This window comes from Halomonas flagellata, assembly GCF_022487945.1.
Classification (GTDB): Bacteria; Pseudomonadota; Gammaproteobacteria; order Pseudomonadales; family Halomonadaceae; genus Halomonas; species Halomonas flagellata.
Map to the genome: position 1 here is coordinate 25,932 of NZ_JAKVPY010000003.1, position 22,270 is coordinate 48,201.

Below are 22,270 nucleotides of genomic sequence, written 5' to 3' on the forward strand. Positions count from 1 at the left end.
ACTGAGCACGCCGCAAGCATCGCCACCCGGGCCGTCGCCCGCCGGGGCATAACCACAACATCGAGCAACGACTTGCGAGGACAACACCATGAGCCACCCCAACCCACAACCCACCACGGCCGACACCGACATCCCGGTATCCGGCCAGACCGTCGCCCATGACAGCACCAAGGCGCCCGGGGACGAGTCACTCGCTCCCCAGCAGACCCGCATCATGGGCCGGGCCTCCTACTTCCTGGCCTGGTTCGGCGGCTGCGTCTCGATCGGCACCTTCGCCATGGGCTCCAGCGTGGTCGGCACGCTGAACCTGATCCAGGCGACCCTGGCCATCGCCATCGGCTGCTTCGTGATCGGTATCGCGCTCGCCATCAATGGTGCCGCCGGCTACAAGTACGGCATCCCCTTCATGGTCCAGGCGCGCAGCGCCTTCGGCTTCGCAGGTACCCGCGTCCCGGGACTGGTACGCGCCGTGCCGGCCATCGTGTGGTACGGCTTCCAGAGCTGGATCGGTGCCGGCGCCCTGAACATGGTGTCGGCCACCCTGTTCGGCTTCGATAACCTGGTGTTCTACTTCATCACCTTCCAGTTCCTGCAGATCGGCCTGTCGGTGATGGGCTTCCAGGGCATCAAGTGGCTGGAGAACATCGGCAGCGCCTTCATCCTCGCCTCGCTGACCTACATGTTCTATGCCACGGTGCAGCGCTACGGCGACGAGCTGTCGGCCAACCTGCTGACCATGGAAGGCTCCTGGGGCCTGCCCTTCTGGGGCGCCACCATGCTGTTCCTGGGCATCTACAGCACCATGATGCTCAACGTCAGCGACTACTCCCGTGAGCACAAGCACGGCACCGGCCCCGGCATCCTGACCACCATCTATGCCATGTCGATCCTGCCCTGCACCCTGTTCATGGGCCTGATCGGTTTCATGGTCTCCGAGGCCACCGGCACCGCCGACCCCATCCAGGTATTCGCCAACGCCGTCGACAACACCCCGCTGCTGATGACCACCCTGCTGTTCATCGCCTTCGCCCAGGTCACCACCAACGTGCTCAACAACGTGGTACCGCCGACCTACGTGCTGATGGACGTGTTCAAGATGAAGTTCCCGGTCGCCACCGTGATCGTCGGCCTGCTGGCCTTCGCCACCTTCCCCTGGAAGCTGGTGCAGCCCGAGTCCGCCGCCGGCCTGCAGCTCTTCGTGCAGACCTACTCGGCGTTCCTGGGTCCGATCTTCGCCATCCTGGTGGTCGACTACTACATCATTCGTCGCCGTACCCTGGATCTCGGCAAGCTGTATGACGAGGCCGGCCCCTACCAGGGCGTCAACTACGCCGCCCTGATCGCCACTGCCGTCGGCATCGCCGCCGCCCTGAGCTTCTCCGCGGTCTCCTGGTACGCCAGCCTGATCCCGGCCGGTCTCACCTACTACCTGCTGATGAAGCACTGGGCCCCCTGCCAGCGCTTCTGTAGCTGAGAGTACCCCGCCTGCCCATGAGCCGGGCAGGCGGGGCCCACCACAACAACCACAATGGTGATCCCGATGAAAGATAGCGATCTGGATATCCAGAGCATCGACCCGACGCTCTATAACGCGGACCTGGCCCCGATACCGCACAGCAAGCGCACCTGGGGCTGGTTCGAGATCTTCAACGTCTGGTCCAACGACATCCAGAGCCTGTTCGGCTACACCCTGGCGGCCTCGCTGTTTCTCTCATATGGACTGAATGGCTGGGCGGTGATGGCGGCGATCATCCTGGCCGGGGTCATCGTGATGTATCTGGTCAATCTGACCGGCAAGCCCAGTGTGAAATACGGCATCCCCTTTCCGGTGATGATCCGCGCCAGCATGGGGGTGCGCGGGGCCAACCTGCCGGCCATGCTGCGGGCGATCATCGGCATCTTCTGGTACGGGGTGCAGACCTACTTCGCCTCCACGGCGGTGGCGCTGCTGATCACCGCCCTGTTCGGCGCCGGTGACGGCTCGACCTTCCTGGGCCTGTCGGGCGTGGCCTGGGTGTCGTTCGTGATCGTGTGGCTGTTCCAGATCGCGATCTTCTGGCAGGGCATCGACCGCATCAAGCACTTCCTCAACTGGGCCGGCCCGCTGGTCTACCTGGTGATGGTGGCCTTGATGATCATCGTCTGGGTCCAGGCCGGCAGCGAACTGCTGCCCGCCATCGGCACCATCTTCAGCGGCGACGGTAGCCACTCCGGCAGCGCCATCGCCGCCTTCCTGGCCATCGTCGGCACCATGGTCGCCTACTTCGCCGCGGTGGTGATCAACTTCGGCGACTTCACCCGCTTCGTGCGCAGCGAACGCGAGATGAAGCTCGGCAACCTGCTCGGCCTGCCGCTCAACGTGGCCTTCTTCTCGTTCATCGCCCTGATCATCACCGCCGGCACCCTGGTGCTGTTCGGCGATGCCCTGACCAACCCGGCGGACATCGTCGAGCGCGTCGATTCGCTGCCGCTGACCATCGTCGCCGCGCTGACCTTCTTCGCCGCCACCGTGGGCATCAACCTGGTCGCCAACTTCATCCCGCCGGCCTACGACCTGGCCAACCTCTTTCCCAGCAGGATCAGTTTCAAGATGGGCGGGCTGATCACGGCGATCATTGCCTTCTTCGTCGGCGCGCTGTGGGTCTCGGTGATCAGCCAGATCGGCGTGCCCGGCTTCGTCAATGCGCTCGGCGCCATCGTCGCGCCCTTCTACGGCATCATCGTGGTCGACTACTACCTGGTGAAGCGTCAGCACCTGGACATGGAGCAGCTGTTCTCTTCCGACCCCGCTGGCGCCTATTACTACGTCAAGGGCTGGAACAGCAAGGCCCTGGCGGCCTTCGGCATGGCGGCGCTGTTCTCCATCTCCACCGTGCTGATTCCCGCCCTCAGCGACCTGAATGGGTACGGTTGGCTGATCGGTGCCGGACTCGGCGGCCTGTTCTACCACTTCCTGATGCGCAACCATCAGATGGCGGTGGCGCCAACCCAGCCGTAGGGCGTCCCCCTACGCCCCTGAACACGATACCCCGAGCCACTTGGCTCGGGGTATCGTGATGGTCGACGCGTCTCGCGACGCAATATTCATCGCAGGCGGATTCCCCCTGACTACCTTATGCTGCAGAAAACGAGACAACCCTTCAGCACAGGGAGCATTTCAGGATGGACGGCGAACTGGAAATCAAGAGCATCGACTCGACGCTCCATAACGTGGACCTGGCCCCGATACCCCACAGCAAGCGCACCTGGGGCTGGTTCGAAATCTTCAACGTCTGGTCCAACGACATCCAGAGCCTGTTCGGCTACACCCTGGCGGCCTCGCTGTTTCTCTCATATGGACTGAATGGCTGGGCGGTGATGGCGGCGATCATCCTGGCCGGCGTCATCGTGATGTATCTGGTCAACCTGACCGGCAAGCCCAGCGTCAAGTACGGGGTCCCCTTTCCGGTGATGATCCGCGCCAGCATGGGGGTGCGCGGGGCCAACCTGCCGGCCATGCTGCGGGCGATCATCGGCATCTTCTGGTACGGAGTGCAGACCTACTTCGCCTCCACCGCGGTGGCGCTGCTGATCACCGCCCTGTTCGGCGCCGGCGACGGCAGCACGTTCCTGGGCCTGTCGGGCGTGGCCTGGGTGTCGTTCGTGATCGTGTGGATCTTCCAGATCGCGATCTTCTGGCAGGGCATCGACCGCATCAAGCACTTCCTCAACTGGGCCGGCCCGCTGGTCTACCTGGTGATGGTGGCCCTGATGATCGTGGTCTGGGTCCAGGCCGGCAGCGAACTGCTGCCCGCCATCGCCACCATCTTCAGCGGTGGCGGCGAACGTTCCGGCAGTGGCATCGTCGCCTTCCTGGCCATCGTCGGCACCATGGTCGCCTACTTCGCCGCGGTGGTGATCAATTTCGGCGACTTCTCCCGCTTCGTGAGGAGCGAACGCGAGATGAAACTCGGCAACCTGCTCGGCCTGCCGCTCAACGTGGCCTTCTTCTCGTTCATCGCCCTGATCATCACCGCCGGCACCCTGGTGCTGTTCGGCGATGCCCTGACCAACCCGGCGGATATCGTCGAGCGCGTCGATTCGCTGCCGTTGACCATCGTCGCCGCGCTGACCTTCTTCGCCGCCACCGTGGGCATCAACCTGGTCGCCAACTTCATTCCGCCGGCCTACGACCTGGCCAACCTCTTTCCCAGCAGGATCAGTTTCAAGATGGGCGGGCTGATCACGGCGATCATTGCCTTCTTCATCGGCGCGCTGTGGGTCTCGGTGATCAGCCAGATCGGCGTGCCCGGCTTCGTCAATGCGCTCGGCGCCATCATCGCCCCCTTCTACGGCATCATCGTGGTCGACTATTACCTGGTGAGGCATCAGCAGCTGGATATCCAGCAGATGTTCTCCTCGGCCCCCGATAGTGCCTATTACTACGTCAAGGGCTGGAACCACAAGGCCCTGATGGCGTTCGGGGGGGCCGCGCTGTTCTCGATCTCCTCGGTGTGGGTCCCGGCCCTGGCGGCGCTGAACGGCTATGCCTGGCTGATCGGCGCCGGTCTCGGCGGACTCTTCTACTTCCTGCTGATGCGCGGCCAGCGACTGCCGGCCTCCGCCCACCTCTGAGCTTCTCTCAGGTCGCCCCCGGCCAGGAGTCGGGCCCGGTACTGGCCACAAACAGCACCGCTGCTGAAATCATAATTTCAGCAGCGGTGCATCTGTGTTAACTTTTTCATTGTGGGACCTGGTCCCGCCGGGCTGGCGGTCGCCACGCTCGATGATCTGCCTCACCGTCAAGAGGACCCGGATGATGCACGGCCCCCTCCCTCAGGCCAAGGAGCGACCGCGCTCCCTCGAGTCCCGGATCCAGGAACACCTGCCGGAACTGCCTTCCAGCGAACGCAAGCTTGCCGAACTGATCCTCGACTTTCCCGGCGAGCTGTCCGCCTACAGTGCGACAGAACTGGCCAAGCTGGCCGGTGTCTCCAAGGCCGCCGCTTCACGGCTCTTCAAGCGGCTGGGCTTTCGCAACTTCGAAGAGGCCCGCCGCCTGGTCCGCGATATCAAGCAGTGGGGGTCACCGATCTATCTGCATGAGCGCCACCAGGACTCGTCGCCGCTGCCTTCCGAAAGCCAGGCCTTCTTGAGCGATCATATCGCGGCATTGACGCGGACGTTCGAGCAACTCGATGACGAAGGCCTCGACGCCGCCCTGCACCAAATCGTCCAGGCGAGGCGCATCTGGTTGGTCGGCTTTCGCAACAGCTACTTCGTGGCCGCCTATGCCCGCTGGCAGTTCATCCAGTTCCGTCACCAGGTTCACCTGCTGCCCCACCCTGGCGAAACCCTTGGCGAGCATGTCACGGAGTTCGGCGAGGACGACCTGCTGATCGCCATCGGCATGCGTCGTCGCGTCGGTGACTTGACCCGCGTGATGCAGGCCGCTCGCGAGCGCGATATGCCGATCCTCTATCTCACGGACTCCCTATCCGGCGAGAATCGAGAGCTGGCTACCTGGACCCTGTCCTGCGATATCTCCAGCAGTTTCCTCTTCCATACCTACGTCGGCCCCATGGGGCTTATCCACTACCTCAGCGTCCAGGCGGTGCGACTGGCCGGCAAGTCGGGCCGCGTTCGCCTGGAGGACATCGAGATCGCCCACGAGCAGGTCCGTGACTTCGACTGACAGCCACTCTCCCTAGGCACGCCTTGCGTCGCGGACCGCGAGCACGATGCCCAGGATCACCAGGGGGGCGGCGACCAGCGTCCAGGGGCCCGGCAGTTCACCGAGAAAGACGACCGAGAGCGCGGCGCTGAGGAACGGCACCAGGTAATAGACGTATCCGGCCTGGGCGGCACCGATCAGAGCCACGGCCCGGTTCCAGCAGACGAACGCCACCAACGACGCCGCGATGCCCGCATACCCGATGAGAAAGAGGTTCTGGCCACTCCATTCCGGCATGCCCACGACGGCGACTCGCCAAGCGAACAGCGGGAGCAGCAGCAAGGTTCCCATCAGGAAGGAACTCCCGATCAGTACCATGAAGGGCAGCCTGCCGAGTAACCGCCGAAACATCACCGTGTAGATCGCGAAACAACTGGCCGCCAGGGTCATCCAACCCAGCCCACGTCCCATGTCCACGGTCAGATCGGCGGAGCCACCATCCCGGGCAGACAACAGGATGCCGCCCGCCGCCAGCAGCATGCCCAGAATACCCATCCAGGACACCCGCTCCCCGAGGAGAATCACCGACAGCAAGAGAATGAGGATCGGTGCGGCGGCGTTCACCAGGGACATATGGGTGGCGCCGATATGGTTGCCGGCAATATAGACGCTTGTGTTGAAGGCGGTGATGCCGAAGAAGGAGGCCACCACGATCCCTTTCCAGCTCACTGCCAGAGCCCGCCGAGCCGCAAGCAAACGGTTCGCCACGAACGGCAACAGCAAGGCCGTGGCCAGGCTCCAACGCAGGAAGGTGAGAGCGATGGGATCGATGCTGGCCGAAGCGGCCCGAGCGGCAACGAAGTTGCCTGCCCAGATCGTGGTGGCCAGCAGGGCCAGCATGCCTCCCTGCCAGATCCGAGCGCTTCGATTCGACTCATCCTGCATCCTTCCCTCCCACCCGCTGGCCTGGCGTCAGCATTACGAGACCGCTCATCCCTGTCGTCGCGACAAGCGAAGGATCGCCTGATCACTGTTGGATGAGCCCTCTGACCCGGATCGAGGGGGAAGGCCTCGGTGATCCTCTCTCCATCAGCACTACATTTTCAATGCGGCTCATTCAAGAAATTATTGTCTCATTTTCTTTCGTATACCAAGTGGCACTCGACTCAGCGCCATCGTCACATATTTTAGTATACAAAAATTATCAATAAGTTAAAGATTTTATATATCAGTTTATTAACCACATTCCGACAACCCTCTCAAGGCAACGCAAGCCTCCTTGGGCCGACCGGATCGACCCTGAAACATTGGAACCAAATACATTGACAATACGAAATTCATGTTTTAAACCTGAATCTACAACAACAACCAAAAGGTCCCGGCGTACCCTCGTCGTGTCCGAGGAGGAGAAAGGTGGAAAAGGTCAGCCTCAAGGCGCTGGCAATGAGCCGGTCCCTCAACCGCTGGGTCGAGCGGTTATGCGTGGCCCTGGTGATCGTGCTGGTTCTCGATGTATGGCTGGGGATCCTGGCCCGTTACGTCCTGCCCTGGAATCTCACCTTCACGGAGGAACTGGCCCGCTACCTGATGATCTGGGTCGCGCTCCTCGCCATCTCGACCGGCATCTGCTATCGGCAGCACGTCGGCGTGCTCATCCTGTTCGACCGTTTCCCGCGCCCGATGCGTAAATTCCTGGCCCTGAGCTTCGACGTGATCGGCTTCGCCTTTTTCGCTTTCATGTTCATCTATGGCCTGGGCTACGTGGAACGCGGGTTCTCGCAGTTGACCATGATCTTCGGCATGCCCCGGGGCTATCCCTACATCATCATTCCCGTCGCCTCGGGCCTGGCCTGCCTGCAATTCGTGATGGTCGCCGTCTACGACTTCTTCGCCCCCGACCCGCACCCCGCGGCGGAACGCGCCTGAGGTAACGTCATGATCATCGTAGCCATCGTCTTCTTCGGACTCCTGATACTCGGCATGCCGGTAGGCATCGTGCTCGGCGTGGCCGGCCTGATCGGCATCATCGACATGGGCGGCGGCCATTTCCTGGCCATGGTGCCGGACCGCTTCTTCTCCGGGCTCAATCTCTTCCCGTTTCTCGCCATGCCCTTCTTCATCCTGGCCGGCGAGATCATGAACCGTTCGGGCCTGACCCTGAACCTGGTCAACTTTGCCCAGTCCCTGGTGGGCTGGCTTCGCGGTGGGATGGCCCATTCCAACATGCTGGCCTCGGTGCTTTTCGCCGGCCTCACCGGCTCGGCCACGGCGGACGCGGCGGCCTTCGGCAACACCCTGGTCCCGGCGATGAAGAAGGCGGGCTACACCGGCCCCTATGCCTGCGCCGTCACCGCGGCCGGTTCGATCATCGGCCCTATCATCCCACCCTCCACCCTGGCCATCATCTATGGCTCGCTGATGGGGGTATCCATCGCCGGGCTGTTCGCCGCCGGCATCATTCCGGGGCTGCTGCTGTGCCTGGTGTGCATGTGCCTGATCGCCGCCACCGGGCGTCGCCTGGGGCTGCCCAAGTCCGATCAGCGGCCCAGCCTGACCCTCATCCTCAAGGAGTTCCGCGGCAGCCTGCTGGCCCTGATCCTCCCGGTGTTCATCCTCGGCGCCATCCTGACCGGGATCACCACGCCCACCGAGGCCGCGGCCCTGGCCGTACTCTATGCGCTGGTGGTGGGCGGAGTGATCTATCGCAACATCACCTGGAAGGACCTGTACGAGATGCTGGCGCGCACAGCGCTGATCACCGGGGTGATCTTCCTGATCATCGCGTCGGCGACCATTCTCGGCTGGTGGATGACTTTCAACCAGATCCCCCAGCTGATCGCCGCCGGCTTCCTGTCCATTTCGGACAGCCCGGCCGCCATCGTCGCCATGATCATCGCCCTGCTGCTGGTCATCGGCCTGTTCATGGACATCAACGCCGCCCTGATCATCCTGGCGCCCGTGCTCGCCCCCCTGACCCTGACCATCGGCCTCGAGCCAGTGCACGCCGGCATGATCATCATCCTTGCCCTGACCATCTCGCTCATGACACCACCGGTCGGCGCCTGCCTGTTCGTCCTGGCATCGGTCACCGGCGAGCGTATCGAGGAAATCACCAAATCCCTGTGGCCCTTCATCCTCGTCGAGATCGGCGTGCTGCTCGCCGTGGCCTACTGGGAACCGATCGCTTTGACGATACCCCGCCTGTTGGGGCTGGCCAACTAGGGCGCGACGCTGCTACCCCGCCCGCGGACGGGGGATCTCCACCCACCATGCATCGCAACAACAACACCACCGGAGAAGCATCATGAAAGCACGGATTACCACTACCCTCACCGGCCTCGGCCTGGCCCTGGGGATCGCCGGCGCCGCCGCGGCCGCCGAGACCACCATGCGCATCGCCCACGTCAACCCGCCGGAAATCATGGCCAGCAACGCCGGCGCCCTATCGGCGGTGTTCAAGCAACTCGTCGAGACCGCGAGCAACGGCGAGATCGAAGTGACCATCTATCCGGCCGGCCAGCTCGGCAAGGATGCGGAGGCGATCGCCCAGGTGCGCCAAGGCATCATCGAGTCCTCGATTTCCACCGCCGGTGGCGTTGCCGAGCATTACCCGAGGATCGGTGTGTTTGACATCCCCTTCGCCTTTCCCAACATCGGCGTGGCCAACGAGGTCATCTCCCTGGAGAGCGAGTTCGGCCAGATGCTGGCCGAAGATATCAACGAGGAGACCGGGCTGAAGGTGCTCGGTTTGCTGGACAGTGGCGGCTTCTTCCAGTTCACCAACTCCCAGCGTCCCATCACCTCACCCGAGGACATGGACGGACTGCGCATCAGAACGATGACCCTGCCCACCCACGAGGCCCTTATCAATTCAATGGGGTCCCGGGCCACGCCCCTCGCCTGGGCAGAAGTGTATACCGCCCTGCAGACCGGGGTCGCCGATGGGCAGATGAACCCCATCCAGCAGACCGCCTTCGCCAAGTTCGACGAGGTCCAGGACTACTTGACGATCAGCAATCACCTGATCACCCCCTATGTCTGGTTCGTCAACCAGGACTTCTATGACGGCCTGCCCGAAGAGCATCAGCGCATCATCGACTGGGCCTCCAAGGTCGCCGTCGACGCCGGCCGCGCCATGTCCCGGATCATCGAGGCCTCCGACCAGGGCCTGCCCAAGCTGGCCGATTCCATGGAGGTCAACACCATCACGCCGGAACAGCGTGAGGCCTTCGCCGCCTCGGCCCAGCCGGCCGTGCGCCAGGTCATCGAGGAAACATACGGCGAGGAGGGGGTTGCCCTGCTCGAAGCGATGCTCTCCTCCATCGAGGAGGCCCACGCTGCACAGCGCTAATGCCCCCTGTCGCGACGGCGCCAGTCGGCCTCGGCCGGCTGGCGCCGTCGCGTTGCGTTACCGCTTGGGAGGATCAGCCCGAGAAGATCTGGTGCAGGTCGGGCGCCTCGTCCTCCTCCTCGACGATCGAGAGCGACGCCTCGATGGCCTTGAGATGGCGACTCATGAAGGCCTGGGCGCGTTCGCCATTGCCGGCTTCCAGGTGGCCGATCAGGTCGTCGTGGTCATGGGATTCGCAGCCCAGGTGGCCGGCGTTGCCGTAGACGGCGAGGATCAGCGAGGAGCGCGAGCAGAGCCGACCGACGAACTCGGCCAGAGTGGCATTGCCCGAAAGCCGGGCCAGGCGCTCGTGGAAGGCGGCGGAGAGCTTGATCGCCGTGCTCTGCTCGCCGGACTTCAGCGCCTCGCGCTCGCGCCGTGCCATATCACGCAGCTCGCGCACGTCGGCCTCGGTGATGCGCCGGGCGACCTCCGGCATCAGGCCGCACTCGATCATCTGGCGGGCGTCGAAGACGTCCTTGGCCTCATCGGCCGTGGGACGGGTGACACTGGCGCCACGCCGCGGCGTCAGGGTGACCAGTTGTTCCAGGGCCAGGCGCTGGAGGATCTTGCGAATGCCGGTACGGCTGACGCCGAACACCTCCGACAACGCATCCTCGCGCAGGCGAGCCCCCGGCTTGAGCCGGTGCTCGATGATGGCATCGCTGATAGAGCGGTAGATGGCATCATGGCGTTCGGCACCATCACCATTCTTGCCCAGGCGAGTTCCGGCAGGCTTGCGCTCGGCCACGGTCTGGCGCTGGTTCATGAAGCTCTCTCCTTCGACCCCTGACTGCTCTCATTGTATACGCTAAGCGCCCCGATCGACGACTGTCTCGAACACGACGGCCCGCCGTAGCGGCGGGCCGTCGGAGCGCATCCATGGCGGTATCAGTCGCTCCAGGCGGCGATGGTCGCACGCTCCTCGTCGGTCATGCCGGTCATGTTGCCCAGCGGCATGTAGCCACTCCCCACCACCTGCTTGATCTGCTCCATCTGACGGTGGACCTGGTCCTCGGTGTCATAGGTGATACCGGCCGGTGCGGAGCCGAAGCCGGGCTGACTGGGTTCCCGGGAGTGACAGGCCACGCAGCGATTCTCGACGATGGCATGCACCTCCTCCAGGCTCGGACCGGCATCGGCGGTGTCGCGCGCCACCGCTGGACCGCTGGCCGGCGCGGCGATCCACAGCGCCACGGCGAGCAACAGCACCCCCGCGGCGGGATAGGCCGGCTGGATCTTTCCCGAGTGCATCAGCACGAAGAACTGGCGGATCAGGGCGCCGGCGAAGATGAACAGCGACATGATCACCCAGGCGTACTCATGGGAGTAGGCGAAGGAATAGTGATTGCTGATCATCAGCAGCACCACCGGCAAGGTGAAGTAGGTGTTGTGAACCGAACGCTGCTTGCCGCGCTTGCCGTCGAGGGGGTTGGGGGTCTCGCCTGCCTTCATCGCCGCCACCATGCGGCGCTGCCCGGGAATGATCCAGAAGAAGACGTTGGCCGACATGGCGGTGGCCATCACCGCACCGGTAAGCAGGAAGGCCGCGCGCCCGGCGAACATCTGGGTGCTCAGGTACGCCACCACCACCATCAGCACGGCGACCCCCAGGCTCAGCAAGCCGTCGCGCTGCATGTCGGGGCTGATGCGCTTGCACAGCTCGTTGTATACGACCCAGCCACCGAGCAGGAACAGTAGCGCCAGGACATTGGCCTGCCAGCCGGTCATGCCCGCCGCCCATGCCCAGTCGCTGTCGGGGTTCACCAGATAGAAGCCCGGATTGACCATGTAGAGGATGACGAACAGGGCGAAGCCCGACAGCCAGGTGGTGTAGGACTTCCAGAACGACCAGTGCAGATCGTCGGGCAGGGCCTCGGGGCTCGTGGCGTACTTCTGGTTGTGGTAGAAGCCGCCGCCGTGTACGGCCCACATCTCGCCGAACACGCCCTTCTTCCGGCAGCTCTCGTCCTTCGGGGGCTTCAGGCTGTTGTCCAGCATCACGAAGTAGATCGACTCGCCGATCCAGGCGATGGCGGCGATGACATGCAGCCACCTCAGCATGAAGTTGGCAAAGTCCAGGATGTACGCTTGCATGAGGGAAACCTCAACTCATTGCATTGTTGTTGGTGACCGACGACCAGTTTTCGGTCCAAGGCTAGCTGCCGCGGTAGGTAGAGTAGCCGTACGGCGACAACAGCAGCGGCACATGGTAGTGCTGGGCGGCGTCGGACACCCCGAAACGCAGCGGGATCACGTCGAGGAAGCGCGGCTCGCTGGCCGTGACGCCCTGGCGACGCAGGTAGTCACCGGCGTGGAACACCAGCTCGTACTCGCCGGCGAGGAAGTCGTCGCCCTCGAGGATCGGGGCATCGCAGCGGCCATCGTCATTGGTGACGACCTCCTTGAGCCGGGTACGGGTTTCCCCCTCCAGGCGGAGGACCTCGATGCGAATGCCCTGGCCGGGGCGGCCCTGGGCGGTATCCAGCACATGGGTGGTCAAGCGTCCCATTTGTCACTCTCCTCTATGATGGTGTGATCGGCCCGATCCATGAGAACAGTTTTAGCTCCAAATGGAGTACATTTCAAAATATTTTTTGTATACAGTTAGAGGTGCGACCATCAAATGAACCGTGACGAGCCCCAGGAGGCCCACCCATGAGCGACAAGATCCTGACACCCCGCCCCAGCCGACTCGGCCTGGACGACTTCGTCAGCCGCTTCGGCGACATCTACGAGCACTCGCCCTGGGTCGCCGAACTGGCCTGGCAACAGGGCCTCGGTGAGGCCCAGGACACCCCCGCAGGCCTGGCCGAGGCCATGGGCCGGGTGCTGCGTGACGCGAGCCCGGAGCGCCAGCTGGAGGTGATTCGCGCCCACCCCGACCTGGCCGGCAAGGCGGCCATCGCCGGCGAGCTGACCGATGACTCCACTCGCGAACAGGCCGGCGCCGGCCTGGATCAGTGTACCCCCGAGGAGATGGCTCGCTTCGAGCGCCTGAACGCGGCCTACAAGGCCCGCTTCGGCTTCCCCTTCGTGATGGCCGTGAAGGGCAACGACCGCCACGCCATCCTGGCGGCCTTCGCGACACGCCTGGAGAACGACCAGGACGAGGAGCGCCGTACGGCCATCGAGCAGATCAGCCGGATTGCCCGCTTCCGTCTCGAGGCCAGGGCCGAGGGATGATCGCTACCGGCGGCGCCGGGGGGTGATGTTCGGCATGATCGCCTCGGCGGGCAAGGGAGCAGAGTCCAAGGCCTGAGCCCTGACCGACGCCGCCGGCCCCGCTGGCGGCGCCGGCGTTCGGTGGCACGAGCCACCCGTGCTCCGGCTGCCTACACTAAAGGCAGAGCGAACCACGCAGGAGACTCGCCATGTTCCGTGATCGACTCGATGCCGCCCGGCAACTGGTCGAGCGGCTCGCCCACCTCAGGGGCCGGAATCCGCTGGTGCTGGCGATACCTCGTGGCGGCGTGCCCATGGGCCGGCAGCTGGCCGATGCTCTGGAGGGCGAACTGGATGTGGTGCTGGTACGCAAGATCGGTGCCCCCAGCAACCCGGAGTTCGCCATCGGCGCGGTCAGCGAGGACGGCAGCGTGCACCTGGGAGAGGTGGCCCGCCATTGCCATGAGGACGTGCTCGCCGATGAGATCGAGCGCCAGCGCGAGCTGATCGCCGAGCGGCGCCGCCGTTACACCCCGGTGCGCGCGCCCATCGACCCGACGGGGCGCATCGTGGTGGTGGTCGACGACGGCAGCGCCACTGGCGCCACCATGGCCGCCGCCCTGACCACCCTCCGCCAGCGCGACCCCGCCCGGCTGATCGCCGCCATCGGCTGCGCCCCGCCCGATACCGTGGAGAGACTCGCCGCCCTGGCCGACGAGGTGGTCTGCCTGGACGCCCCTCCGCACTTCCAGGCCGTGGGGCAGTTCTTCGCCGACTTCGGCCAGGTGGAGGATGACGAGGTCATCGCCCTGCTCGGTGGCAGCGGCCAGTGACGGGCACCCTGGCCCCATGACAAGAACGGGCCGCCTCCCCAAAGGGAGGCGGCCCGTTCTTGTCATGGGGCCGCCTGGACGGCCGACGGCGTTACTTGGTGGCGGCCGTGGCCGACTTCACGCTGTCCTCGACCAGCTTCTGGCCCTTCTGCAGGTACTCCTGGCTCAGCGCCACGACCTTCTCGGCATCGCCCTTGAAGCGCTCACCCATGTCCTGGGCGGCCTTCTGCTGGCCTTCCAGGACCTTCTTGAAGCTCTCGGGATCCTTGACGTCCAGCCAGCTGCGGACCTGGGCCAGGCCCAGGTCCGTGAAGGCACGAACCGCATCGAACTGGGCAGAGAGCAGCTTCTCGCTGTACTCCAGGGTCAGCGAGCCATAGGCACGCGCCGGCTCGACGAACACGCTCTGGAACTGCTCGGTAGCTTTCTCGGTGGTTGCTTTGCTCATGGGGTGACCTCCGTCTGGGTGGCAAGCCAAGGCAGAACGCCTTGCGTTGCATTGCAACATAGCAGGGCTGATTGTGCGCCGCAACACCCTATCACACGGTTCTCCAGGTCCCCGGAAGACAGCGCCAGGCCAGGGGCCGGGCGTCGGTCATGCACGTGCAGGGAAGACGGCGGCTCAGCGCTGCCCGAACAGATACTTGCGGGCCTCTTCGTCCATCTCCACGCCGTCGTTCGGGTTGACCTCCTCCACCAGGGAATAGGCGCGCCGCACCGCCGGGCGCTCCTCGATGGTGCGCATCCAGCGCAGCACATTGGGATACTCCTCGATGTCCTGCCCCTGCTTGTCCCAGGACCTCACCCAGGGGTAGATGGCCATGTCGGCGATCGAGTAGTCGTCACCGCCGACATGCTCGTGGTCGTCCAGCCGCCGATCGAGCACGCTATAGAGTCGCGACGTCTCCCCCACATAGCGCTCGATGGCGTACTCGATCTTCTCGGGCGCGTAGTTGCGGAAGTGATGGTTCTGGCCGGCCATCGGGCCGAGATTGGCCATCTGCCAGTAGAGCCACTGCAGCACCACATAGCGCTCGCGGCCGCCCTGTGGCAGGAAGCTTCCGGTCTTGTCGGCCAGGTACTCGAGGATCGCCCCGCTCTCGAACAGCGCCAGCGGCTGCCCGCCGTCGGCCGGCATGCGGTCGACGATGGCCGGGATGCGGTTGTTGGGCGCAATGGTCAGGAACTCGGGGGTGAACTGCTCGCCCCGGCCGATATTGACCGGGCGAACCTCATAGTCGAGCCCCGTCTCCTCGAGAAAGATCGTGACCTTGTGGCCATTGGGGGTCGTCCAGTAGTAGAGCTCGATCATCGTCCTCTCCTTGCATGCTCCTGCGGTCCCGGCCGATGCAGGGGCGCCTCAGCGGTAGGCGCCCTCGACATCGGTGACTCGCATGGCGCTGCGCCCCAGCCCGCCATGCTGGTCGAGCATGCGTTCGACCCAGGCGTAGACCGGGTCGGCATTGGAGACCAGATCGGCGCTGGAGACACAGCGCGCCCACATGAAGCTGCCGAAAACGAGGTAGTCGGCAGCGGCCGGTGCATCGCCATCGAGATAGTCGGCCTCCGTGAGTTGACCGCGCAACGGCTCCAGGGCGGCATCGAGCTGGGCCAGACCCTTGGCCGGCGAATGGAACTCCTCGAGGGTGCGGCCGAAACGCTTCTCGCGAGTCTCGCGGAAGTAGTCGCGGTCGTCGGGATGGATGGCGTTGAGCAGGTCCATGATGATGGTGCGCAGCATCGCCGGCGCCAGGGAGCGCTCGGCGTAGTACTTGAAGAAGCGCGCCCGGGCCTCGGCGATCCCCTCTCCCAGCAGCGGAGCCTCCGGGTAGGCGCGGTCCAGGTAGCGCAGGATCTCGTAGCTCTCGGTCACCACCTCGTCACCATCGACGAGCACCGGCACCTTGTCGTGGCTGGCAAAGGCCAGGGCCTCCTTGTCGGTGAAGTGCCAGGGCCGCGTCTCCACGTCCAGTCCCTTGTGGGCCAGGGCAAACTTGACCCGCCAGCAGTAGGGCGAGAATCGCAGCCCCTCGTCGATACCGCAGAGATCGTAGAGTACCCGTGTCATGCCGACTCCTCGCATCCGATGATGTTCATGGTTCGATAGTGCCAGGCTTTGCCGAGCCCCGCCAACCGGTGACCACACCCGGGTCGCCATACGACACTGGCTTGTCCATTAGTCTAAGCACGGTGCCCCTCCGCAGCCAGAAGCCGCCCTCCCGAGGAGGAAAAAAGGGCTGTATTTTCAATGGAATTCGTCATCCCCGTCGTGCTCGCCAGCTCACCAATGATTGGTCATACCAATTTTCCACATCTGGCCACCCCGGTCGGATTGCGCGTATCTTGCGACCGCCCGCCGCCCCGACGGCAGCAAACCCGCTCACTCGTTCTTCAAACGCAAGACCAGACAACGAACCGAGGAAACCAGCCTCATGACTGATACCACTCTTGCCCTACTCGCCTTCGTGCCCCTGGTACTGGCCGGTGTGCTGTTGATCGGCCTGCGCATGGCCGCCAGGACCGCCATGCCGATAGTCTTCGTGGTCACGGCCCTCATCGGCCTGTTCGCCTGGGAGATGACCTTCAACCGGGTGCTCGCCTCGACCTTCCAGGGGCTGATCCTCACCGTCTCGATCCTGTGGATCATCTTCGGCGCCATCCTGCTGCTGAACACCCTGAAGCATTCCGGCGGCATCACCGCGATCCGCAAGGGCTTCTCGGGGATCAGCCCCGACCGCCGTGTCCAGGCGATCATCGTGGCCTGGTTGTTCGGCTGCTTCATCGAGGGGGCCTCCGGTTTCGGCACCCCGGCCGCCGTGGCCGCCCCGCTGATGGTCGCGCTCGGCTTTCCCGCCCTGGCCGCCGTAGTGGTGGGCATGATGATCCAGTCCACGCCGGTCTCCTTCGGTGCGGTGGGCACGCCGATCGTGGTCGGTGTCTCAGGGGGCATCAACCGTGATGCGATCACCGAGCGCCTGGTCGCTGACGGCGCGACCTGGACCGAGTACTTCCGCCTGATCGCCGGCGAAGTGGCCATCGTCCACGGCATCGTCGGCGTCTTCATGCCGCTGATCATGGTGGTGATCATGGTGCGCTTCTTCGGCGCCAACCGTTCCTGGAAGGAGGGGCTCTCCATCGCCCCCTTCGCGATCTTCGCCGGTGTCTGCTTCGTGGTGCCCTACATGCTGGCTGGTGTGCTGCTGGGTCCGGAATTCCCCTCGATGATCGGTGCCATGGTCGGCCTGGCCATCGTCGTACCCGCCGCGCAAAGGGGCTTCCTGATTCCCAAGGACACCTGGGACTTCCCCGAGAGCACGTCCTGGCCGGACGAGTGGATCGGCAAGCTGGTGATCAAGACCGAGGACATCGTGGGGAAGACGCCGATCACCACCCTCATGGGCTGGGTACCCTATTTGCTGCTGGCCATCTTCCTGGTGGCCTCGCGCACCATCGACCCGCTCAAGCAGGCTCTGACCTCCCTGAGCGTCGGCTGGAGCAACATCCTCGGTGAGGCCGGCGTGTCCGGCAGCATCGAGCCGCTCTATCTGCCCGGCGGCATCCTGCTGATGGTGGTGCTGGTCACCGCGGTGCTGCATCGCATGAGTGCCGGTGAGCTCAAGGCCGCCTTCGGCGAGTCCACCCGGACCATCTTCGGCGCCGGCTTCGTGCTGATCTTCACCATCCCCATGGTGCGGATCCTGATCAACTCCGGGGTCAACGCCGCCGACCTGGTCTCCATGCCGGTGGCCATGGCGCAGTTCGTCGCCGACGGCGTGGGCGGGGTCTACCCCTTCTTCGCTCCGGCCGTGGGCGCCCTCGGTGCCTTCATCGCCGGCTCCAACACCGTCTCCAACCTGATGCTGTCGGAGTTCCAGTTCAACGTGGCCGAGGCGCTGGGGGTCTCCACCGCCTTCATGGTCGCCCTGCAGGCCGTGGGGGCCGCGGCGGGCAACATGATCGCCATCCACAATGTGGTCGCCGCCTCGGCCACCGTGGGCCTGCTCGGCCGCGAAGGCATCACCATCCGCAAGACCATCCTGCCGACGCTCTACTACCTGGTGTTCACCGGCCTGATCGCCCTGGTGGCCTTCTACGTCCTGGGCGTGGTGGATCCGCTGCTGGGTAACAATTAATTACTCATAATCAAAACAAAGCGCCTCAGGCTTACGACTGGGGCGCGTCGGCAGACATTATCAATTTATTGCGCTCTCTCACGACCTGACCCACAGGTTCATAAGAACTCAAACAAGTCAGTCACCATTTCGTTTGTCATGGAGAGCGCGACCTGGAAGCGACTTTCCTTACAACTTCTGCTCGAGCTCCGGCAGCACCTCGAAGAGGTCGGCGACAAGGCCATAGTCCGCGACCTGGAAAATCGGCGCCTCCTCGTCCTTGTTTATCGCCACGATCACCTTGGAGTCCTTCATGCCCGCCAGGTGCTGGATGGCCCCGCTGATGCCCACGGCGAGGTAGAGGTCGGGGGCGACGATCTTGCCGGTCTGGCCGACCTGCATGTCGTTGGGCACGAAGCCGGCGTCCACCGCGGCGCGCGAGGCGCCGATGGCCGCGCCCAGCTTGTCGGCGATGCCCTCGAGCAGCTGGAAGTTCTCGCCGCTGCCCATGCCGCGGCCGCCGGAGATCACCACCTTGGCCGAGCCCAGTTCGGGGCGGTCGCTCTCGGCCAGCTGTTCCTCGACGAAGCGGGACTGGGCGTTGTCGGCGACGAAGTCCACCGCCTCGACGCTGGCGCTGCCGCCCTCGCCCACGGCGTCGAAGGCGGTGGCGCGCACGGTGATCACCTTGAGTGCATCCTCGCTCTGCACGGTGGCGATGGCGTTGCCGGCGTAGATGGGGCGCTTGAAGGTGTCGGCGCTCTCCACGGCGATGATCTCGGAGAGCTGGCTGACGTCCTGGAGCGCGGCCAGCCGCGGCAGGACGTTCTTGCCCGTGGTGGAAGCGGCCGCCAGCACATGGCTGTAGTCGCCGGCCAGCTCGGCGAGCAGCGCCGCGGTGGGCTCGGCCAGCAGGTGGGCGTAGGCGGCATTGTCGGCGACGCGCACGCGGCTCACGCCATCCGGCCTGGCGGCGGCCTCGGCGATGGCGGCGACGTTCTCGCCCGCCACCAGGACGTCGATCTCGCCGCCGATCTGCTGCGCCGCCGCGACCACATGGGCGGTGGCGTCGGCCAGGACGCCGTCGTGATGTTCGGCCAGGACCAGGATGCTCATGCAATCAGCTCCTTTCCAAGCACTTTGGCTTCGTTCTTCAGCTTGTCGACCAGCTCGTCCACCGAGCCCACCTTGATGCCCGCCTGGCGCTCGGCCGGCGGCTCGACCTTGAGCAGTTTGACGCGGCTGCCTACCTCGATACCGAGATCCGCCGGGCTCTTGACGTCCAGCGGCTTCTTCTTGGCCTTCATGATGTCGGGCAGCTTGGCGTAGCGCGGCTTGTTGAGGCAGAGATCCGTCGTCACGATCGCGGGCAGCGTGAGCTCCACGGTCTGCAGGCCGCCGTCGATCTCGCGGGTCACCCGCGCCTTGTCGTCCTCGACGACCACCTCGGAGGCGAAGGTGGCCTGGGGCAGGCCGGTCAGGGCGGCGAGCATCTGGCCGGTCTGGTTGTTGTCGGTGTCGATGGCCTGCTTGCCGAGGATCGTGAGGCCCGGCTGCTCTACTTCCACCACCCTGGCCAGCGCCTTGGCCGCGCCCAGCGACTCGACGCGCTCGTCGGTCTCGACGTGGACGGCGCGGTCGGCGCCCAATGCCAGGGCGGTGCGCAGCTGCTCCTGGGCGGCCTTGGGCCCCACGGTCACGGCCACGATCTCGGTCGCCACCCCGCGCTCCTTGAGACGCACCGCCTCTTCCACGGCGATCTCGCAGAAGGGGTTCATGGCCATCTTGACGTTGGTGAGATCGACGTCGGAGTTGTCCGGCTTGACCCGGATCTTGACGTTGTAGTCGATGACACGTTTGACCGCGACGAGGATCTTCATGCTTTACCGCTCCACGCTGTCATCACTTGATTACCCCCTTGCGACGCAGCTCATCGCAGTGCGCCTCGTCGACACCCAGCTCGGCCATGACTTCATCAGTGTGCTGGGCGTAGAGTGGGGCCGGTCGGCGAATCTGTGGCGGGGTCTCGGAGAGTTTGCTGGCGAAGCCGACGGTCTTCATCTTGCCGATGACCGGGTGCTCCAACTCCTGCACCATGCCGCGCGCCTGGTAATGGGGATCGTCCAGCGCCTGGGCGAAGTTGTTGATGGGGCCCGCCGGCACACCCGCCTGGTCGCACTTGGTCAACCAGCTTTCCCGTTCGTCCTGCACGAAGATCGCTTCCAGCACGGCTTCCAGTTCTTCCACGTTCTGCCCGCGCAGATGGTTGGTGACGAAGCGCGGGTCCTCCAGAAGATCGGGGCGATGGATCACCTCATGGCAGAGGCGCTCCCAGGTGCGCTGGTTGGCACAGCCCAGCATGATGTAGCCATCCTTCACCTTGATGGCCTGGTAGGGAGCCGAGACGCGATGGCGCCAGCCGGTCGGCTCGGGCACGGTGCCTTCCGCAAAATAGGCCGCCGCTTCCCAGGTGAACCAGGGCAGGCCGCACTCGGCGATGGCCACGTCGACCAGCTGTCCTTCCCCGGTGTTCATCTTGTGGATGTAGGCCGCCAGGATCGAATAGACGGCGGTAATGCCGGCGCCGATATCGTAGACGGCGATGCCGGTCTTCAGCGGACGCCGGCCGGGTTCGCCGGTCATCGACATCAGCCCCGTCATGCCCTGGGCCACCAGGTCGAAGCCTCCCTTGTGGCTGTAGGGGCCGGTCTGACCATAGCCGGAGATGGAGCAGTAGATGATGCCCGGGTTCATGGCCTTGATGGTCTCGTAATCCACCTTGAGGTTCTTGGCCACCCCAGTGCGATAGTTCTCGACGATCACGTCGGCTTCCTTGGCCAGCCGATAGAAGATCTCACGCCCCTCCTCCTCCTTGAGGTTCAACGAGATGCTCTTCTTGTTGCGGTTGATCTGGGCAAAGCAGGTCGACTCGTCGTTGATGTAAGGGCCCATCTGGCGGCTGTCGTCACCGCCGTTGGCCTTCTCCACCTTGATGACGTCCGCCCCCAGGTCACCGAGCACCATGGTGCAGTAGGGACCGGCCATGATCTGAGAAATGTCGAGTACCTTCATTTTCGTTAAGGGAAGCATGTTTGCCACCTCGTTGTCATTGGAAAACGTTGCGATCAGGAAAGGTCGCGAAAAGCCACGGGACGGCCACTACTCTCCGCGCCAGGCATGGGGTGTCTTGTTGACGAAAGCGTTGACGGCACTCTTGAAGTCGCGGCTGGTGTAGCAGAGCGCGATCAAGTCCTCTTCGCTGCCAGCGGCAGGCCGTCGCGCCGCCAGGACGCGTCGGATCTCCTCCTTGGAAGCGCGCAGGGTCAAGGGCGCAAAGCCACTCAGCCTTTCGGCCACTTGCCTGACCTCAACCTCGATCCCCTCGGGCGCAATGACCTCGGTCACCAGTCCTGCCAGCCTCGCTTCCTCGGCCTTGAACAGTTTGGCGAGCATCAGCACCTCCTTGGCCCTGGCAGCGCCGACCAGATCGATCAGGCGCGACAGGTTGGCAATGGAGACACAGTTACCAAGGGTCTTGGCAATGGGCACGCCAAAACGCAGATCGGGCGTGCAGTAGCGGAAGTCGCAGGCCATAGCGATGGCCGCGCCACCGCCGACGCAGAACCCCTCGATCAGGGCGATGGTGGGTTTGCTCAGCGACTCTAGGACGCCGATGACCTGATCGATGCGATGTTCGTAATCCAGCGCATGCTGGGCCGTGTCGAAAGTGGTGAACTGCTTGATATCGGTACCGGCAACGAAGGCTTCGCCGCCACTACCACGCAGCACCACCACGTCGATGTCCGGATCCTCGTTCAACACCTGGCAGTGACGCTCGAGCGCGTCGTACATCCCCCAGGTCATGGCGTTGCGGACCTGAGGACGGTTGAAGATCAGCCAGGCGATGCGCCCATCCTTGACGAATTCCAGCTCGGCCGTCGATGTTGGCTCCATGTTTCCCTCCTGCTTCGTCAGCGGCTGGCAGGAACCCGGAGGCCTCACCTGCCGTCGTTATGCTCGGCGCACGGCCCCCTTATCCACGGATGGCAGTACACCTCCAGTTGAACACTACACCGTGGTGGATCTGGCTTGCGGTGCCTGTTGCACGGCTCGGAGA

At 64.3% G+C, this 22,270-nt stretch carries 21 protein-coding genes; 10 read left to right on the forward strand and 11 right to left on the reverse strand.

All coding sequences use genetic code 11. From position 1 onward, the window contains the following. The first annotated feature begins 88 nt into the window (after positions 1-88). The 4 genes from MKP05_RS02980 to MKP05_RS02995 all read left to right on the forward strand — a co-directional run bounded on the left by MKP05_RS02980 (position 89) and on the right by MKP05_RS02995 (position 5,674). A complete protein-coding gene (locus tag MKP05_RS02980) occupies positions 89-1,474 on the forward strand; it encodes an NCS1 family transporter (protein ID WP_240566950.1) in 1,386 nt (461 codons plus the stop codon). A gap of 66 nt (positions 1,475-1,540) precedes the next feature. Beyond that, the gene (locus tag MKP05_RS02985) at positions 1,541-2,998 is read left to right on the forward strand and encodes an NCS1 family nucleobase:cation symporter-1 (protein ID WP_240566951.1); all 1,458 of its coding nucleotides are present in this window, start codon (positions 1,541-1,543) and stop codon (positions 2,996-2,998) included. 164 nt (positions 2,999-3,162) lie between these two features. Then, a complete protein-coding gene (locus tag MKP05_RS02990) occupies positions 3,163-4,614 on the forward strand; it encodes an NCS1 family nucleobase:cation symporter-1 (RefSeq protein ID WP_240566952.1) in 1,452 nt (483 codons plus the stop codon). Between the two features lie 181 nt (positions 4,615-4,795). Beyond that, positions 4,796-5,674, forward strand: a complete 879-nt coding sequence (locus tag MKP05_RS02995) for a MurR/RpiR family transcriptional regulator (RefSeq protein ID WP_240566953.1) — start codon at positions 4,796-4,798, stop codon at positions 5,672-5,674. A 12-nt stretch (positions 5,675-5,686) separates the two neighbouring features. On the opposite strand, the gene MKP05_RS03000 is transcribed toward MKP05_RS02995, so the two are convergent. Next, a complete protein-coding gene (locus MKP05_RS03000; RefSeq protein WP_240566954.1) occupies positions 5,687-6,553 on the reverse strand; it encodes a DMT family transporter in 867 nt (288 codons plus the stop codon). A 513-nt stretch (positions 6,554-7,066) separates the two neighbouring features. Here MKP05_RS03000 and MKP05_RS03005 point away from each other — a divergent pair. The 3 genes from MKP05_RS03005 to MKP05_RS03015 all read left to right on the forward strand — a co-directional run bounded on the left by MKP05_RS03005 (position 7,067) and on the right by MKP05_RS03015 (position 10,004). Then, positions 7,067-7,579, forward strand: a complete 513-nt coding sequence (locus MKP05_RS03005) for a TRAP transporter small permease (protein ID WP_240566955.1) — start codon at positions 7,067-7,069, stop codon at positions 7,577-7,579. Between the two features lie 9 nt (positions 7,580-7,588). Continuing rightward, positions 7,589-8,875 (forward strand): TRAP transporter large permease, encoded by a 1,287-nt coding sequence (locus MKP05_RS03010; RefSeq protein WP_240566956.1) that lies wholly within the window; start codon positions 7,589-7,591, stop codon positions 8,873-8,875. An 82-nt stretch (positions 8,876-8,957) separates the two neighbouring features. Next, a complete protein-coding gene (locus MKP05_RS03015) occupies positions 8,958-10,004 on the forward strand; it encodes a TRAP transporter substrate-binding protein (protein WP_110282389.1) in 1,047 nt (348 codons plus the stop codon). 73 nt (positions 10,005-10,077) lie between these two features. Here MKP05_RS03015 and MKP05_RS03020 read toward each other — a convergent pair whose 3' ends face one another. The 3 genes from MKP05_RS03020 to uraH all read right to left on the reverse strand — a co-directional run bounded on the left by MKP05_RS03020 (position 10,078) and on the right by uraH (position 12,555). After that, positions 10,078-10,812 (reverse strand): GntR family transcriptional regulator, encoded by a 735-nt coding sequence (locus MKP05_RS03020; RefSeq protein WP_240566957.1) that lies wholly within the window; start codon positions 10,810-10,812, stop codon positions 10,078-10,080. 122 nt (positions 10,813-10,934) lie between these two features. Beyond that, the gene (locus MKP05_RS03025; protein WP_240566958.1) at positions 10,935-12,140 is read right to left on the reverse strand and encodes a urate hydroxylase PuuD; all 1,206 of its coding nucleotides are present in this window, start codon (positions 12,138-12,140) and stop codon (positions 10,935-10,937) included. Positions 12,141-12,201: 61 nt separating this feature from the next. After that, positions 12,202-12,555, reverse strand: a complete 354-nt coding sequence (uraH, locus tag MKP05_RS03030; RefSeq protein ID WP_110282392.1) for a hydroxyisourate hydrolase — start codon at positions 12,553-12,555, stop codon at positions 12,202-12,204. Between the two features lie 146 nt (positions 12,556-12,701). Here uraH and uraD point away from each other — a divergent pair, with 146 nt between their 5' ends. Together uraD and MKP05_RS03040 are read left to right on the forward strand one after the other, a co-directional pair. Beyond that, a complete protein-coding gene (uraD, locus tag MKP05_RS03035; RefSeq protein WP_240566959.1) occupies positions 12,702-13,229 on the forward strand; it encodes a 2-oxo-4-hydroxy-4-carboxy-5-ureidoimidazoline decarboxylase in 528 nt (175 codons plus the stop codon). Positions 13,230-13,417: 188 nt separating this feature from the next. Next, a complete protein-coding gene (locus tag MKP05_RS03040) occupies positions 13,418-14,041 on the forward strand; it encodes a phosphoribosyltransferase (RefSeq protein ID WP_240566960.1) in 624 nt (207 codons plus the stop codon). A gap of 91 nt (positions 14,042-14,132) precedes the next feature. On the opposite strand, the gene MKP05_RS03045 is transcribed toward MKP05_RS03040, so the two are convergent. From MKP05_RS03045 to MKP05_RS03055, 3 genes are all read right to left on the reverse strand, one after another. Beyond that, positions 14,133-14,489 carry a phasin family protein gene (locus tag MKP05_RS03045; protein WP_240566961.1) on the reverse strand — a complete coding sequence of 119 codons (357 nt, stop codon included), beginning with the start codon at positions 14,487-14,489 and terminating at the stop codon, positions 14,133-14,135. A gap of 174 nt (positions 14,490-14,663) precedes the next feature. Then, entirely contained in the window at positions 14,664-15,353 is a 690-nt protein-coding gene (locus MKP05_RS03050) for a glutathione S-transferase N-terminal domain-containing protein (protein ID WP_240566962.1), read from the reverse strand. Between the two features lie 48 nt (positions 15,354-15,401). After that, the gene (locus MKP05_RS03055; RefSeq protein ID WP_110282397.1) at positions 15,402-16,109 is read right to left on the reverse strand and encodes a glutathione S-transferase N-terminal domain-containing protein; all 708 of its coding nucleotides are present in this window, start codon (positions 16,107-16,109) and stop codon (positions 15,402-15,404) included. A 364-nt stretch (positions 16,110-16,473) separates the two neighbouring features. On the opposite strand from MKP05_RS03055, the gene MKP05_RS03060 reads away from it, so the two are divergent. Then, positions 16,474-18,174: an L-lactate permease gene (locus MKP05_RS03060; protein WP_240566963.1), complete on the forward strand. Its 1,701-nt coding sequence runs from the start codon at positions 16,474-16,476 to the stop codon at positions 18,172-18,174. A 168-nt stretch (positions 18,175-18,342) separates the two neighbouring features. Here the strand turns inward: MKP05_RS03060 and MKP05_RS03065 are convergent, their stop codons facing one another. The 4 genes from MKP05_RS03065 to MKP05_RS03080 all read right to left on the reverse strand — a co-directional run bounded on the left by MKP05_RS03065 (position 18,343) and on the right by MKP05_RS03080 (position 22,107). After that, the gene (locus MKP05_RS03065; protein WP_240566964.1) at positions 18,343-19,269 is read right to left on the reverse strand and encodes an electron transfer flavoprotein subunit alpha/FixB family protein; all 927 of its coding nucleotides are present in this window, start codon (positions 19,267-19,269) and stop codon (positions 18,343-18,345) included. Further along, positions 19,266-20,033 carry an electron transfer flavoprotein subunit beta/FixA family protein gene (locus MKP05_RS03070; RefSeq protein WP_240566965.1) on the reverse strand — a complete coding sequence of 256 codons (768 nt, stop codon included), beginning with the start codon at positions 20,031-20,033 and terminating at the stop codon, positions 19,266-19,268. The genes MKP05_RS03065 and MKP05_RS03070 overlap by 4 nt, the downstream gene beginning before the upstream one ends. Before the next feature lie 22 nt (positions 20,034-20,055). After that, on the reverse strand, positions 20,056-21,243 hold the full coding sequence (locus MKP05_RS03075; RefSeq protein WP_240566966.1) for a CaiB/BaiF CoA transferase family protein: 1,188 nt from the start codon (positions 21,241-21,243) through the stop codon (positions 20,056-20,058). A 69-nt stretch (positions 21,244-21,312) separates the two neighbouring features. After that, positions 21,313-22,107: an enoyl-CoA hydratase/isomerase family protein gene (locus tag MKP05_RS03080; protein WP_240566967.1), complete on the reverse strand. Its 795-nt coding sequence runs from the start codon at positions 22,105-22,107 to the stop codon at positions 21,313-21,315. Positions 22,108-22,270 lie beyond the last annotated feature (163 nt).

Bases quoted from the DNA above. Each gene is read 5' to 3' on its own strand.
- MKP05_RS02980 (WP_240566950.1), top strand. From the start codon at position 89: ATGAGCCACCCCAACCCACAACCCACCACGGCCGACACCGACATCCCG.
- MKP05_RS02985 (WP_240566951.1), top strand. From the start codon at position 1,541: ATGAAAGATAGCGATCTGGATATCCAGAGCATCGACCCGACGCTCTAT.
- MKP05_RS02990 (WP_240566952.1), top strand. From the start codon at position 3,163: ATGGACGGCGAACTGGAAATCAAGAGCATCGACTCGACGCTCCATAAC.
- MKP05_RS02995 (WP_240566953.1), top strand. From the start codon at position 4,796: ATGATGCACGGCCCCCTCCCTCAGGCCAAGGAGCGACCGCGCTCCCTC.
- MKP05_RS03000 (WP_240566954.1), bottom strand. From the start codon at position 6,553: ATGCTGGCCCTGCTGGCCACCACGATCTGGGCAGGCAACTTCGTTGCC.
- MKP05_RS03010 (WP_240566956.1), top strand. From the start codon at position 7,589: ATGATCATCGTAGCCATCGTCTTCTTCGGACTCCTGATACTCGGCATG.
- MKP05_RS03015 (WP_110282389.1), top strand. From the start codon at position 8,958: ATGAAAGCACGGATTACCACTACCCTCACCGGCCTCGGCCTGGCCCTG.
- MKP05_RS03020 (WP_240566957.1), bottom strand. From the start codon at position 10,812: ATGAACCAGCGCCAGACCGTGGCCGAGCGCAAGCCTGCCGGAACTCGC.
- MKP05_RS03025 (WP_240566958.1), bottom strand. From the start codon at position 12,140: ATGCAAGCGTACATCCTGGACTTTGCCAACTTCATGCTGAGGTGGCTG.
- uraH (WP_110282392.1), bottom strand. From the start codon at position 12,555: ATGGGACGCTTGACCACCCATGTGCTGGATACCGCCCAGGGCCGCCCC.
- uraD (WP_240566959.1), top strand. From the start codon at position 12,702: ATGAGCGACAAGATCCTGACACCCCGCCCCAGCCGACTCGGCCTGGAC.
- MKP05_RS03040 (WP_240566960.1), top strand. From the start codon at position 13,418: ATGTTCCGTGATCGACTCGATGCCGCCCGGCAACTGGTCGAGCGGCTC.
- MKP05_RS03045 (WP_240566961.1), bottom strand. From the start codon at position 14,489: ATGAGCAAAGCAACCACCGAGAAAGCTACCGAGCAGTTCCAGAGCGTG.
- MKP05_RS03050 (WP_240566962.1), bottom strand. From the start codon at position 15,353: ATGATCGAGCTCTACTACTGGACGACCCCCAATGGCCACAAGGTCACG.
- MKP05_RS03055 (WP_110282397.1), bottom strand. From the start codon at position 16,109: ATGACACGGGTACTCTACGATCTCTGCGGTATCGACGAGGGGCTGCGA.
- MKP05_RS03060 (WP_240566963.1), top strand. From the start codon at position 16,474: ATGACTGATACCACTCTTGCCCTACTCGCCTTCGTGCCCCTGGTACTG.
- MKP05_RS03065 (WP_240566964.1), bottom strand. From the start codon at position 19,269: ATGAGCATCCTGGTCCTGGCCGAACATCACGACGGCGTCCTGGCCGAC.
- MKP05_RS03070 (WP_240566965.1), bottom strand. From the start codon at position 20,033: ATGAAGATCCTCGTCGCGGTCAAACGTGTCATCGACTACAACGTCAAG.
- MKP05_RS03075 (WP_240566966.1), bottom strand. From the start codon at position 21,243: ATGCTTCCCTTAACGAAAATGAAGGTACTCGACATTTCTCAGATCATG.
- MKP05_RS03080 (WP_240566967.1), bottom strand. From the start codon at position 22,107: ATGGAGCCAACATCGACGGCCGAGCTGGAATTCGTCAAGGATGGGCGC.